Raw genomic sequence first — 12,700 nt, forward strand, 5'->3', positions numbered from 1 at the left:
GCGCCGCAACGACGCGTCACCACGGTGGGACGCTGTCAGTGTGCGCGCGGCATTGCCGTTACGTAAGGGCCAAATGCGGCATCGCCTGGCCATTTCCGCCAAGCGGTCGCCCTCCTCAGCCGGCGTCGCTGGATGCCTGCCAGACGTTGAGACCGCCGTCGGTCGCGTAGCGATCGATCTCGGCGAGCTCCTCTTCGCTGAAGTCGAGACGCTCCAGTGCCTTCAGGCTGTCGGCGATCTGTGCCACCCGGCTCGCACCGATGATGGTGGAGGTTACCCGCGGGTCGCGAAGCACCCAGGCGATCGCCATCTGCGCAAGCGTCTGTCCGCGGCGCTGGGCAATGGTATTCAGCGCGCGCACGTTCTCCAGGTTTTCCGGCGTGAGGAACGACTCGGAGAACGCCTTGCCGGTCTTCACCCGGGAGTCCTCGGGCACACCGTCCAGGTACTTGTCGGTGAGCAGCCCCTGGGCGAGCGGCGAGAAGGCGATGCAGCCCATGCCCTCCTCGGCGAGCACGTCGAGCAGGCCATCGTCCTCGATCCAGCGGTTCAGCATGGAATACGACGGCTGGTGGATCAGGCAGGGCACGCCCATCTCGCGCAGCAACGTCGCCGCCTCCGCGGTCTTGCGCGCGGAGTACGAGGAGATGCCCACGTACAAAGCCTTGCCCTGCTGCACCGCGCTCGCCAGCGCCCCCATGGTCTCTTCCAGTGGCGTGTCCGCATCGAAGCGGTGGGAATAGAAAATGTCCACGTAGTCGAGGCCGAGGCGCGTGAGGGAGGCGTCCAGGCTGCCCAGCAGATACTTGCGTGAACCGCCGAAGCCGTAGGGACCCGGCTGCATGCGGTAGCCCGCCTTGGTCGAGATCACGAGCTCTTCGCGATACGGCGCGAGCTCGCGCTTGAGCAGCCGCCCCACGTTCTCTTCGGCCGCGCCCGGCGGAGGACCGTAATTATTGGCAAGGTCAAAATGGGTGACACCCTGATCGAACGCATAGCAGAGCATCTCCCGGATTTCGTTGAACGGCTTGTCGCCGGCGAAATTCTGCCACAGGCCGAGGGAGATGCGCGGCAGCTGCAACCCGCTGCGGCCGCAGTGTGCGTAAGGCATGCGTTCGTAACGCGCTTCGTCCGCTAGATAGACCATCATCTCCTCCTCGGCCTGGTACGCAAAGTGTGTCGCATACTACCAGTCCATCCCCGGCATTGGTGCACACCACGGGGCACCGGTGGACGTTGTCGCCGTGTCGTGCAAACATGGATTTTCCATATTGATTCGGAGTGCCCCGTGCCGGAACGCCTGCGTGACACCCACGAACAGATCGGACACGCGCGGATCCGCGCGGTCGTCGACGACTTCTACGACCGAATCCAGCGCCACCCCACCCTCGCCGAGCCGTTCCGCCGGGTGACCGACTGGCCCGAGCACAAGGCACGCCTGACCCACTTCTGGTGGCTGTCTCTCGGCGGCGAACGTTACCGTGACGACGAGTTCCGCGTCGGACCGGCGCACATGAGCCTCGGCATCACCGATGCGCTGGTGGATGACTGGCTGGCCCTCTTTCGTGCTGTGCTCGACGACCATCTGCCCGGCGAGCTCGCCGAAGCCTGGTTCGCCCGCGCTGAGCACATGGGCCGCTCCATCCGCATGCTCGCCCAGTTCTCGCCGGATACGCTGGTACCGAACGCCCGCCGCGCCTGATACGCCGCATCATCGACCGGTTCCGGGCGTTGCGCCCCCCGGGGCGGCCCGGCACCATTGCGCCCCAACCGGATTCCACCCTTGGGATCACTGCACGCGTGCGAACGCACGATACGTTGGGGGGCAACACTGCATGCACGATAACGATTCCACTCGGCAACCCGTGTGGCGACAGGCGCTCGCGGGCTCACAAATGTTGTTGGTCGCATTCGGGGCTCTGGTGCTCATGCCCCTGATCACGGGCCTGGACCCGAACGTGGCGTTGTTCACCGCAGGCGCCGGCACCCTCCTCTTCCAGCTCGTCACAAGCCGGCAGGTGCCGGTGTTTCTCGCCTCGTCATTTGCCTTCATTGCCCCGATCATCGCCGCCAAGCAGCAGTTCGGCCTGGCTGCCACCATGGGCTCGCTGATGGCGGCTGGTCTGTTCTACATCGCGCTGGCCGGCGCGGTGCGCGCCCGAGGATCCGGTTTCATCAACCGCTACCTGCCGCCGGTGGTGATCGCACCGGTTATCATGGTGATCGGCCTGGGACTCGCCCCCACGGCGGTCCACATGGCAATGGGGCAAAGCGGCGACGGCGCCGATCAGCTGGTGCCCTATGCCGACGCCATGGTCATTTCCATGACCTCGCTCGTGGTGACCATCGTCGTCGCCGTGCTGGGCCGCGGCCTGCTGCGGCTGATCCCGATCCTGTTCGGCGTGGTGGCCGGCTATGTGCTGAGCTTCTTCTACGGCGTCGTCGACACCACCACCATTGCCGAAGCCCAGTGGCTCACGGTACCGGCGTTCACGGCGCCCGCATTCGACTGGCGTGCCATCGCGTTCATGCTGCCGGTGGCGATTGCCCCGGCGATCGAGCACATCGGCGACGTGCTCGCCATCGGCACCGTCACCGGGCGCGATTACATCCAGCGCCCGGGGCTGCATCGCACGCTGCTCGGCGACGGACTCGCCACCTCGGCCGCCGCGGCGCTCGGCGGACCGCCGAACACGACGTACTCGGAAGTGACCGGCGCGGTGATGCTCACGCGCAATTTCGATCCCCGTGTGATGACCTGGGCGGCGGCGTTCGCCGTCGCACTGGCGTTCATCGGCAAGTTCGGCGCCGTGCTCCAGAGCATTCCCGTGCCCGTGATGGGCGGCATTCTCTGCCTGCTCTTCGGCTCCATCGCGGTGGTGGGGCTGAACACCCTGATCCGCCACCAGGTGGACCTTTCGGTCGCCCGCAATCTGGTGATCGTCGGCGTGACCCTGGTATTCGGCATCGGCGGCATGGCCTTCGGCCGCGGCGAGGTGGCGCTGGAAGGCATCGCGCTATGCAGCGTGGTGGCGGTGGCGCTCAACATCGTTCTGCCGAGCGCGCAGCGATGGCGGGAACACGCCCATTACTAACCTTTCGACAAGTATCGCCATGACTCGGCGTTCTTCAGCGCGCCTGTTCGCTTCGACACGGCTCGTCGGTATGCCGCCACAATGGGCTCGCGACATCCCGAGTCAGTGGCCTCGATGATCAGGGGCGCGAGGCGCGCGGTGTAGCAAGATCTGCATGACGACGAGCGACGCTGCCCACAGGCGCGCCGACGAGCGCCCAAAGGGCGCCGTTGTGCAGCTCTGAGGCATGGCAATACTTGTCGATAGGTTAGGAAGCGGGGGCGGAACGAAGAAAGGGGCGGCCGTCGACGGCCGCCCCTTTCTCATCTGTTTGGTGGAGCTAGGCGGGATCGAACCGCCGACCTCCTGCATGCCATGCAGGCGCTCTCCCAGCTGAGCTATAGCCCCTCTTGTGCTGAAGGCGAAACTCTACCGATCCCCCCTGGATTTCGCAACCCCGGAACTGCGACTGCTCCAAGCGCAACGCAAACGTTTGCGCAAACGTTTGCGTTGCGCTACGGTCTTAGCCACAACCTTTGACATCACAATAGTCACTTGGGAGGAGAGCCGGGTGAGAAAGCACGGCCTGTTGAACGCCCCGCTTGCTCGCGTGGTCGCGGAGATGGGGCACACGGATACACTCGCCATCGCCGATGCGGGCCTGCCGATCCCGCCGGGCACACCGCGCATCGATCTCGCCGTCCGGCCCGGCGTTCCCGGCTTTGTCGACGTGCTCGAAGCCGTGCTCGACGAGCTTTGCGTCGAGCGGGCGTTGCTGGCCACGGAGATGAAGACGGCGAGCCCCGGCCTGCACGACGTCACCACGGAACGGCTCGCCGGGGCCGTCGCGGGTATCGACACCGGAGCGCACGTCGATTATCTCGACCACGACGTGTTCAAGGTGCGCCTCGCCGGCGCCCGGGCTGTCGTCCGCACGGGTGAGTGCACGCCTTTCGCGAACGTGCTGCTCACCAGCGGCGTACCCTTCTGATCGCGCCATGGCCCTGCTCGAACTGACCGGTATCAGCAAGGCATTCTCCGGCGTGAAGGTTCTCCAGGATGTGGATTTTCACCTGGAGGCCGGCCGGGTACATGCCCTCGCGGGGGAGAATGGCGCGGGCAAGTCCACGCTGATGAAGATACTGGCCGGCATTCATCGCGCCGACGCTGGCACCATGCGCCTCGACGGCGAACCGGTGAGCTTCGCCAATCCCCGTGAGGCGATGGACGCCGGCATCGCCACGATCCACCAGGAACTCAACCTGGTGCCAACGCTCAGCGCCGGGGAGAACATTTTTCTCGGCCGCGAACCGAGGACCCCACTCGGGACGATCGCCTGGCGACGGCTATTCGCCGAGGCCGATGAGCTACTCGACGCCCTCGAGCAGCCCATCGATCCGCGCGCGCCGGTTTCGCAGCTCGCGGTCGGCCAGCAACAGATGGTGGAGATCGCCCGGGCGCTATCCATCGATGCGCGCATCATCATCATGGACGAGCCCACCGACGCGCTCACCGACGTGGAAACACGCATCCTCCAGGGAGTCATCCGGCGTTTGCGCCACAACGGCAAGGCGGTGGTGTTCATCAGCCACCGACTCGCGGAGATTTTCGACCTGTGCGACAGCATCGCGGTGCTTCGTGACGGCCGTCTGGTACACGAAGGACCGACCACCTCCCTCGACGAGGACGCACTCATCCAGCACATGGTCGGCCGCGAGCTTGCTGACCGTTACCCCTACGAGTCGGCGGAGCCCGGCCCGGTGAAGGTCCGGGTAGACGGCCTGTGTGCGCCCGGCGTCCAGGACGTGACGTTCGAAGCCCGCGCCGGCGAGGTCGTGGGCTTCGGTGGCCTGATGGGTGCCGGGCGTACGGAAATGGCCAAGGCGATCTGCGGCGAAGCCCGCATCCACGCCGGGCGTATCGAAGTCGACGGCCGCGCGTGTCGCCCCCGTTCACCGCGTGACGGGCTGCGCGCGGGCATCGTCTACGTGCCCGAGGACCGCAAGCAGGAGGGGCTATTGCTCGCCCAGTCCGTGGCCATGAACCTCTCGCTCACCGCCCTGCCTCGCTTCTCGCGCCTCGGGGTCATCGACCACGGCGCGGAGAACCAGGCGGTGGCGGACGCGGTCACCCGATTCCACGTCAAGGTAGCCGACACCGCCAACCCGCTGGAGACACTCTCGGGGGGTAACCAGCAGAAGGTCTCGCTCGCCAAGGCGCTTATGCCGGAACCGGAAATCGTCATTCTCGACGAGCCCACACGTGGCGTCGACGTGGGCGCCAAGCGCGAGATCTATCTGCTGATCAACGCGCTCAAGCGTCAGGGCAAGTGTGTCCTGCTGATCTCCTCGGACATGCCGGAGCTGCTCGGCATCGCCGACCGCGTGATCGTGCTCGCCGGCGGGCGCGTGAGCGCCGAATACCCCCGCGACGAGGCGACCCAGGAGCGCATCATGGGCGCCGCCGCCGACTTTCCCACGAACCCGCAACCAGGCCCTGAGACATGAATGCCGCGACCCGCACCCTGGTAGACAACAAGGCCCTGTTCGCACTCCTGCTGCTGGCGACGATCAGCGCCGTGCTCAGCCCGCACTTCTTCAGCGTGGACAACGCGCTCAACATCCTGCGGCAGACGAGCATCAACGCGATCATCGCGATGGGGGTCACCTTCGTGATCCTCACCGCGGGTATCGATCTCTCCGTTGGCTCGGTGCTCGCACTCACCGGCGCATTCGCGGCGACGATGACTGCCTCGGGCCTTTCGGTGGCCGCGAGCGTACCGATCGCCCTGGCGTCCGGGGCGCTCATCGGGGCGGTCTCCGGGGTGGTGGTGGCTTACGGCCGCGTCCAGGCGTTCATTGCCACGCTGGTCGCCATGACCATGCTCCGGGGGGCGACACTGGTGTTCACCGACGGCCGCCCGGTAGGCATCGGCAGTACCGAGGCCGCCGACCTGTTCTGGTTCATCGGCGGTGGCTACTGGCTCGGCATCCCGGTGCCCATCTACCTCATGTTCGCGGTATACGCCGTGTGCTGGGCCGTACTTCACCACACCCGCTTCGGCCGCTACGTCTACGCCGTCGGCGGCAACGAGAAAGTCGCGCGACTGTCCGGTATCAACGTCAACGCCATCAAGATCGCGGTGTTCGCGGTCTCCGGCACCTGCGCCGCCCTCGCCGGCATCATCCTCACCGCGCGTCTGGGCTCGGCGCAACCGAACGCGGGCTTCGGCTATGAGCTCGACGCCATCGCCGCGGCGGTGATCGGCGGCACCAGCCTAATGGGTGGACGCGGCCGGATCTTCGGCACGCTGATCGGCGCTCTCGTCATCGGCGTGCTCAACAACGTCCTCAATATTCTGGACGTGTCCTCGTACTTCCAGATGATCGCCAAAGGCGCCGTCATTCTTCTGGCCGTCCTGGTGGACAGCCGTACCAAGCCGCAACAGTGATGGGAGGAGGAGAAGCATGAAACGTACTGCCATAGCGGTAGCCGCCGCGCTCGGGATCGCCGCCGGGGGCACCGGCAACGCCGCCGCAGCCGAGATCGCGCTGGTGGTCTCGACACTCAACAACCCGTTCTTCGTCACGCTCCAGGAGGGCGCGCAGGCGCAGGCGAAGGAGCTGGGCCATGAGCTCACCGTGCTCGATTCCCGCGACGACCCGGCGCGTGAGCTCTCCAACGTGGAGGACGCCGTGATCCAGGGTGTCGACGCCCTGCTCGTCAATCCCACCGACTCGAATGCCGTGGCATCGGCCGTACGCGCCGCCAACGCGCGGGACATTCCCGTGATCACGCTCGACCGCGCCGCCAACCGCGGTGACGTGGTCGCGCATGTCGCCTCGGACAACGTGGAAGGCGGGCGCCTCGCCGGCGACTACGTTATTGATCAGCTCGACGGCGACGGCGAGGTCGTCCAGCTCGAAGGTGTGCCCGGGGCCTCGGCCACCCGCGACCGCGGCAAAGGCTTCATGGAGGCCATCTCCGATGCCGGCGGCATCGAGCTCGTCGCCAGCCAGCCAGCGGAGTTCAACCGCACCAAAGGCATGAACGTCATGGAAAACCTGCTGCAGGCCCATGACGACATCGATGCCGTGTTCGCCCAGAATGACGAGATGGCGCTGGGCGCCGTGCGTGCCATCGAGGCGAGCGGCCGTGACATCATGGTGGTCGGGTTCGACGGCACCGACGACGGCGTCGCCGCGGTCGAGGATGGCAGCATGGCCGCCACGGTCGCCCAGCAAGCCGGACGTATCGGTGAGCTCGGCGTGACCACGGCGGACCGGGTGCTCGCCGGGGATAACGTCGAGGACTACATCCCCGTGCCCCTCAAACTCGTCACCGAATAGGCTCGTACCGGGGCGGCGCATCGCGCCGCCCCCCACCGCACCATGGTCAGACTCAAGGACGTCGCCGAGGCCGCCGGGGTCTCCACCACCACGGTCTCCCACGTGATCAACGGAACACGCCGCGTATCCCCGGCGACACGCGAACGCGTGCGCAACGCCGTCGCACGGCTGGGTTACCGCCCGGATTCCATCGCCCAGGCATTGAAGGCGAATCGCAGCCGCACCATCGGCATGATCGTCACCAGCACCAACAACCCGTTCTTCGCCGGGGTGATTCGCGGCGTGGAGGACGGCTGCTTCGCCCGCGGCTACAGCCTGGTGCTGTGTAACGCGGACGACGTCGACGACAAGCAGCTCGCCTACCTGCAGACCCTGCGTGACAAGCGCATCGACGGCCTGGTGGTCATGACTTCGCGCAACGGCCCACGCTTTCTCGACACCCTGCGGGATGCCTATCGCGTGCCCACGGTGTTCATGGACGCTGCGCCCGGCGCCGAAGAAGACACCGCCGTGGTCAACGACGATTCCCGTGCCGGTGGCCGTATCGGCATCGAGTTCCTGGTTGGGCGCGGATTCCGCGACATCGCGGTACTCACCGGCCCCCACGATCACCCCCGTTCCCGGGAACGCCTGGCCGGGGCCGAGGCAGCCCTCGCCGAAGCCGGCGTGGCACTGCCCGACGAGCGTGTGCTGGCAACAGACCTGCTCATGGCCAGCGGGCATCGCGCGATGACGCACCTGTTAGGCAGCGCCGGCAGGCCGGAAGCGGTCTTCGCCTTCAACGATCTCGCCGCCATCGGCGCGATCCGCGCTGCCGCGGACCAGGGTCTCGCGGTGCCCACGGATATCTCGGTCATCGGCTACGACGACGTCGAGATCAGCCGTTACCTGACACCGGCACTGACCACAGTGCGCCAGCCCATTCCCGCGCTCGGCCAGACCGCGGCCACCGTGCTGCTGGACCGCCTGGACAAAGGCACGCCTCTGCCCGCACAGACCCGGCTCGCCCCCGAGCTCGTGATCCGCGACTCGGTGGCTTGGCGAGACACGGCCCGCGCGCGAAACCAACCACCGGAGCCCGACGCATGAGTGTTCTCGTCTTCGGCAGTATCAACGTAGACATCGCCCTGTACGCCCACCGTCTGCCCCGCCCCGGCGAGACAGTTCACGGCGAGCGCTACGCCATCGGCCTCGGCGGCAAGGGCGCCAACCAGGCCGTCGCCGCCGCCCGTCTGGAGGCAGCCACTCACCTGGTCGGGCGTATCGGCCAGGACGAGTTCGGCGACCGTGCGCGGGCGGCCCTGGATCGCCATGGCGTTCACTGCGAAACCCTGCAGCGCTGCGAGACACCGACGGGCATCGCTCTGATCGGCGTCGACGACGCCGCGCAGAACTGCATAACGGTGGTACCCGGTGCCAACTTCGCGGTGGACGACAGCGATGTTCACCGACTCGAACGGTTACTGCCGCAGGCGCGCTGCCTGCTGCTGCAACTCGAGCTGCCCCTGCCCACCGTCATGGCCGCGGCACGCGCCGCCAATGCGGCGGGTGTGCCGGTGCTGCTGGACCCGGCACCGGCTCCCCCGGAACCGCTGCCGCCCGCGCTGCTCGGGGCGGTGGACGTGCTCACCCCCAACGAGACCGAAACCGAAGCGCTGCTCGGGCGCCGGCCGACGACGGCGGAGGAGGCGCTCAACGCCGCGCAGACACTACAGGCACAGGGCGTCGCCGCCGCAGCCGTGAAGCTCGGCGAACGCGGCGTTGCTTTCCGCAGCGGCGACACGCAGGGATTCGTTCGGCCGTATCCCGTGGAGAGCGTGGACACGACGGCCGCCGGCGACGCTTTCAGCGGCGGCCTCGCGAGCGCACTCGCCAGAGGCGAGGTGCTCGCCGATGCGGTACGATTCGCTGCCGCCTGTGGCGCACTGGCCACCACCCGAGCGGGTGCCGCCGATGCTATGCCGACTGCGCGCGAGGTGCGGGCATTAATCGAAGCGGGCTAGTGTCCTGGAACAGGACACTAGAAAACCAGCTCGCGTAGATCCACGAAGCCCCTACGCTCCATTCGGTCGATGCGTTCGGCGAGCTCCGGGTCACGCAACCAGCCCTCGGCGCGCTGCACCTCCGGCGAGTGCTCGTCCAACCGGCCAGTGACGAAGAACTCGGCGACCAGGTACGCATAACTCACGAGATCCCGCACCCGCGGGTTCTCCGGCTCGCTATCGACGAGGCCGGGGAACAGTTCCCGGATCTGGGTCAGCGTCTGCTCGGGATTCGGATCGAGCTGGTCACCCAACAGGAACCAGACCGCGACGATCAGCTGGCTGCGGGCGACGGCGCTGTCGGGGCACAGGCGCACGGCCGTACGCGAGGCTTCCACGGCTTCCCGGCGGTAGCCGTCGCGACGGAAATCCAGCGCGATGCTGCGCAGCAGCTCCTCCACCGACGAGAAGCCACGCACGGCGGTGAGCGCCTCGAGCAGCGCGGCGTGCAGTCCAGGCCAGTCGTGGTCCGAGTCTTTCGGCCCCTGACCGAAGCCGACCGCAAGGCCGCGCACCAGCTCCGTGGTATCGTGCTCGGCCGGATCGCCCGGAACGCCATCGCCGGCATTGCCGCTCCAGATGGGCAGCAGACAGGATTCCTCGACGCCGGCGAGCTTCGCCAGCGCCGGATCGAGTTGCACCTGCGACCAGGCCAGTTCGGGATGATTGCTCACGCTCATGGGTGCCTGCTGGCGTTTTCCTTGGGTTCGGACAAAGGCGCGCAGTACATCATGACAAAGCGATGATCGCCACCCCTGTGCGATGAGGGGCCCATCCACGGAGCACAACGATGCGTGAACCACGTCGCCTCCAACGTACCGCGCACGCCAGGGTTCGCTCCTTGCGGTTGTTGCTGCGTCTGCTCCGGCCACACCGCGGCCGTCTGTTGGCCGCGGCGTTGGCGTTGCTGGTCGCCGCCGGCAGCGTCCTGGCCGTCGGCCAGGGGCTGCGCTACGTCATCGACGGCGGTTTCATGGCCGGTAATGCGGCAATGCTGGATCGCGGGCTCACCGCGCTGCTCGCCATCGTCGCGGTGATGGCGCTCGCCACGGCGGTGCGCTTCTATCTCGTCTCCTGGATCGGCGAGCGCGCCACTGCGGCACTTCGCAAGGAGGTCTTCGACCACCTGCTTTGCCTGGAGCCGGCCTTCTTCGAGCTCAACGGCGCCGGTGAGATCCAGTCCCGGCTGACCGCCGACACGGCGGTGATTCAGACCATTCTCGGGTCGTCGTTTTCGCTGGCGGTGCGCAACGTGCTGCTCGCACTGGGCGCGGTGACCATGCTCTTCGTTACCAGTCCGGCGCTCACCGGCCTCGTCGTGATGGGCATGCCGCTGGTACTGGCGCCGTTGCTGATCCACGGGCGGCGGGTGCGGCGTCTGTCGCGCCACAGCCAGGACCGGATCGCCGAGCTCGGCGGCTTCGCCAGCGAAACGCTGCATGCCATCCGCACGGTACAGGCGTTCAACCATGAGGCCGAGGACCGCCGACGCTTCGGCGAGCACGTGGAGGCCGCCTTCGCCGCCGCGCGTCAGCGCATTCAACAACGGGCGTGGCTCACGGGCATGATCATGGGGCTGGTCTTCACCGCCGTGGCCGCGGTGCTGTGGCGCGGTGGCCATCAGGTCCTGGCGGGGAGCCTGTCGGCGGGGGAGCTGTCCGCCTTCGTTTTCTATGCCGTGCTGGCGGCAGGCGCCGTGGCGACGCTTTCGGAAGTCGCCGGCGAGGTCTACCGGGCGGCCGGAGCCGCCGAGCGTCTGCAGGAGCTGCTCGACGCCCCCCCATCCATCGCCGCCCCAGCCGACCCGGTAACGTTGCCCAACGCATCCGGCGCCATCGCCCTGGAAGGCGTGCACTTCGCGTATCCGTCACGGCGCGAGACACCCGCGCTCGTGGACATCGATCTGGCAGTGCATCCGGGGGAACGCATCGCGCTGGTGGGCCCCTCCGGCGCCGGAAAAAGCACCCTCTTCGCCCTGTTGTTGCGTTTCTACGATCCCGACGCTGGATCCGTACGCATCGACGGCGTGGATCTGCGTCACGCCGACCCCGCTGCGATACGCGCGCGGCTGGCGTTGGTGGCACAGGAACCTACCCTGTTCACCGGCAGCGTGCGCGGGAACATCGCCTACGGCGATCCGCACGCGGACGAGACCGCGATCCGCGCCGCCGCCGGCGCCGCCGATTGCCTCGAATTCATCGACCGCCTGCCGCAGGGGCTCGAAACGCCGGTCGGCCCGGGCGGTGTTCGTCTGTCAGGCGGGCAACGCCAGCGTCTTGCCATCGCACGGGCAGTGCTGCGGGATCCGGCGATCCTGCTCCTCGACGAGGCAACCAGCCACCTGGACAGTGAGAGCGAGCGACGCGTGCAGATCGCGCTGGAACGACTGATGGCGCGACGCACCAGCGTGGTGATCGCCCACCGACTGGCCACCGTCACGGCGGCGGACCGCATCGTCGTACTCGAGCACGGCCGAATCCGTGCCGAAGGTACACACGCCGCCCTGCTTCGGGAAAGCCGCCTCTACGCGCGCCTGGCCAGCCGTCAGCTCGCCTGAGACACCCAGCGCGAACGCGTAGAGGCACTCACGCAATCCACCAGCCGAGCCCGAACGCCCCGGCCACGGCAGCCAGAATGCCGATGAGCACCAACAGCCCGTCACGCACGCTCAGACCCAGCGCCAGCAACACGATGGCTGCGGCCGGCACCGCCGCGGCGAATGGCACCAACTCCAGCGGCACCATCGTCAACGCCAGCAACAGGCACAGGGCAGCGACCAGTCGTGGCGCCGGTCCGTTGGTCAGAATACCGAGCCGCTGACCGGTGAGACCATCGATACGACGCGTCACTGGTCGCGCGCGGTTGTAGACGGCAAGGAAGCGCTCCCGCGCCAGCGCCACACGGCTCAGGCGCGATGGCAACCACGGCGAGCGACGACCGAGCACGAGCTGCGCGGCCGTCAAAACCACCAGCGTGGCGCACACCGTCGGCACTCCCGGCACCGCCCCTGTCGGCAGCAGCGCGATGAGCGCCGGCGCCAGCAGCAGCGGCCCGAAGCCGCGGCTCTGGAATACCGCGACGACATCGCCGATCGTGATGTGCTTGCCGTCGAGCTCCCCTGCGAGCTCGTCCAGGATGTCGGTCAACCCCATGCGTGTCGCCACCCAGATTAGTGCAGACCGTGTTGTGACTGCCCGGCAATGGTGCTATGCCGCAATCGGTCTATGTGGCTGAT

At 67.4% G+C, this 12,700-nt stretch carries 12 protein-coding genes and 1 tRNA gene; 9 read left to right on the forward strand and 4 right to left on the reverse strand.

Annotated features, from left to right (window positions below):
- Positions 1–115: 115 nt before the first annotated feature.
- Positions 116–1,147: an L-glyceraldehyde 3-phosphate reductase gene (mgrA, locus tag ACPEES_RS07060; protein WP_435102485.1), complete on the reverse strand. Its 1,032-nt coding sequence runs from the start codon at positions 1,145–1,147 to the stop codon at positions 116–118.
- A gap of 141 nt (positions 1,148–1,288) precedes the next feature.
- Here mgrA and ACPEES_RS07065 point away from each other — a divergent pair, with 141 nt between their 5' ends.
- Complete coding sequence (locus ACPEES_RS07065; RefSeq protein ID WP_435102487.1) at positions 1,289–1,702, forward strand: group III truncated hemoglobin; 414 nt, start codon at positions 1,289–1,291, stop codon at positions 1,700–1,702.
- Between the two features lie 133 nt (positions 1,703–1,835).
- Positions 1,836–3,095: a uracil-xanthine permease family protein gene (locus ACPEES_RS07070; protein WP_435102489.1), complete on the forward strand. Its 1,260-nt coding sequence runs from the start codon at positions 1,836–1,838 to the stop codon at positions 3,093–3,095.
- A 311-nt stretch (positions 3,096–3,406) separates the two neighbouring features.
- On the opposite strand, the gene ACPEES_RS07075 is transcribed toward ACPEES_RS07070, so the two are convergent.
- Positions 3,407–3,482 (reverse strand) — tRNA-Ala (locus ACPEES_RS07075).
- A 163-nt stretch (positions 3,483–3,645) separates the two neighbouring features.
- Between ACPEES_RS07075 and rbsD the strand changes: the two genes are divergently transcribed.
- From rbsD to rbsK, 6 genes are read left to right on the forward strand one after another with little or no spacing between them, the layout of a single operon-like run.
- Complete coding sequence (gene rbsD, locus ACPEES_RS07080) at positions 3,646–4,065, forward strand: D-ribose pyranase (RefSeq protein WP_435102491.1); 420 nt, start codon at positions 3,646–3,648, stop codon at positions 4,063–4,065.
- A 7-nt stretch (positions 4,066–4,072) separates the two neighbouring features.
- On the forward strand, positions 4,073–5,581 hold the full coding sequence (locus ACPEES_RS07085) for a sugar ABC transporter ATP-binding protein (protein WP_435102493.1): 1,509 nt from the start codon (positions 4,073–4,075) through the stop codon (positions 5,579–5,581).
- Positions 5,578–6,525 carry a ribose ABC transporter permease gene (rbsC, locus tag ACPEES_RS07090; RefSeq protein WP_435102495.1) on the forward strand — a complete coding sequence of 316 codons (948 nt, stop codon included), beginning with the start codon at positions 5,578–5,580 and terminating at the stop codon, positions 6,523–6,525. Before ACPEES_RS07085 ends, rbsC begins: the two co-directional genes overlap by 4 nt.
- 16 nt (positions 6,526–6,541) lie before the next feature.
- Complete coding sequence (gene rbsB / locus ACPEES_RS07095; protein WP_435102497.1) at positions 6,542–7,423, forward strand: ribose ABC transporter substrate-binding protein RbsB; 882 nt, start codon at positions 6,542–6,544, stop codon at positions 7,421–7,423.
- 42 nt (positions 7,424–7,465) lie between these two features.
- Positions 7,466–8,512 carry a LacI family DNA-binding transcriptional regulator gene (locus tag ACPEES_RS07100; RefSeq protein WP_435102499.1) on the forward strand — a complete coding sequence of 349 codons (1,047 nt, stop codon included), beginning with the start codon at positions 7,466–7,468 and terminating at the stop codon, positions 8,510–8,512.
- Complete coding sequence (gene rbsK, locus ACPEES_RS07105; RefSeq protein ID WP_435102501.1) at positions 8,509–9,426, forward strand: ribokinase; 918 nt, start codon at positions 8,509–8,511, stop codon at positions 9,424–9,426. Before ACPEES_RS07100 ends, rbsK begins: the two co-directional genes overlap by 4 nt.
- Before the next feature lie 17 nt (positions 9,427–9,443).
- Here rbsK and ACPEES_RS07110 read toward each other — a convergent pair whose 3' ends face one another.
- Positions 9,444–10,145 (reverse strand): hypothetical protein, encoded by a 702-nt coding sequence (locus ACPEES_RS07110; protein WP_435102503.1) that lies wholly within the window; start codon positions 10,143–10,145, stop codon positions 9,444–9,446.
- A gap of 110 nt (positions 10,146–10,255) precedes the next feature.
- Between ACPEES_RS07110 and ACPEES_RS07115 the strand changes: the two genes are divergently transcribed.
- Positions 10,256–12,022: an ABC transporter transmembrane domain-containing protein gene (locus ACPEES_RS07115; RefSeq protein WP_435102505.1), complete on the forward strand. Its 1,767-nt coding sequence runs from the start codon at positions 10,256–10,258 to the stop codon at positions 12,020–12,022.
- Positions 12,023–12,050: 28 nt separating this feature from the next.
- On the opposite strand, the gene ACPEES_RS07120 is transcribed toward ACPEES_RS07115, so the two are convergent.
- Positions 12,051–12,617, reverse strand: coding sequence for an exopolysaccharide biosynthesis protein (locus ACPEES_RS07120; RefSeq protein WP_435102507.1), 567 nt, complete (start codon positions 12,615–12,617; stop codon positions 12,051–12,053).
- Positions 12,618–12,700: the final 83 nt, after the last annotated feature.

Origin of the sequence: Arhodomonas sp. AD133 (assembly GCF_051195215.1) — a bacterium.
Lineage (GTDB): Bacteria > Pseudomonadota > Gammaproteobacteria > Nitrococcales > Nitrococcaceae > Arhodomonas.

Bases quoted from the DNA above. Each gene is read 5' to 3' on its own strand.
- ACPEES_RS07120 (WP_435102507.1), bottom strand. From the start codon at position 12,617: ATGGGGTTGACCGACATCCTGGACGAGCTCGCAGGGGAGCTCGACGGC.
- rbsK (WP_435102501.1), top strand. From the start codon at position 8,509: ATGAGTGTTCTCGTCTTCGGCAGTATCAACGTAGACATCGCCCTGTAC.
- ACPEES_RS07100 (WP_435102499.1), top strand. From the start codon at position 7,466: ATGGTCAGACTCAAGGACGTCGCCGAGGCCGCCGGGGTCTCCACCACC.
- ACPEES_RS07115 (WP_435102505.1), top strand. From the start codon at position 10,256: ATGCGTGAACCACGTCGCCTCCAACGTACCGCGCACGCCAGGGTTCGC.
- mgrA (WP_435102485.1), bottom strand. From the start codon at position 1,147: ATGGTCTATCTAGCGGACGAAGCGCGTTACGAACGCATGCCTTACGCA.
- rbsC (WP_435102495.1), top strand. From the start codon at position 5,578: ATGAATGCCGCGACCCGCACCCTGGTAGACAACAAGGCCCTGTTCGCA.
- ACPEES_RS07070 (WP_435102489.1), top strand. From the start codon at position 1,836: ATGCACGATAACGATTCCACTCGGCAACCCGTGTGGCGACAGGCGCTC.
- rbsB (WP_435102497.1), top strand. From the start codon at position 6,542: ATGAAACGTACTGCCATAGCGGTAGCCGCCGCGCTCGGGATCGCCGCC.
- ACPEES_RS07085 (WP_435102493.1), top strand. From the start codon at position 4,073: ATGGCCCTGCTCGAACTGACCGGTATCAGCAAGGCATTCTCCGGCGTG.
- ACPEES_RS07110 (WP_435102503.1), bottom strand. From the start codon at position 10,145: ATGAGCGTGAGCAATCATCCCGAACTGGCCTGGTCGCAGGTGCAACTC.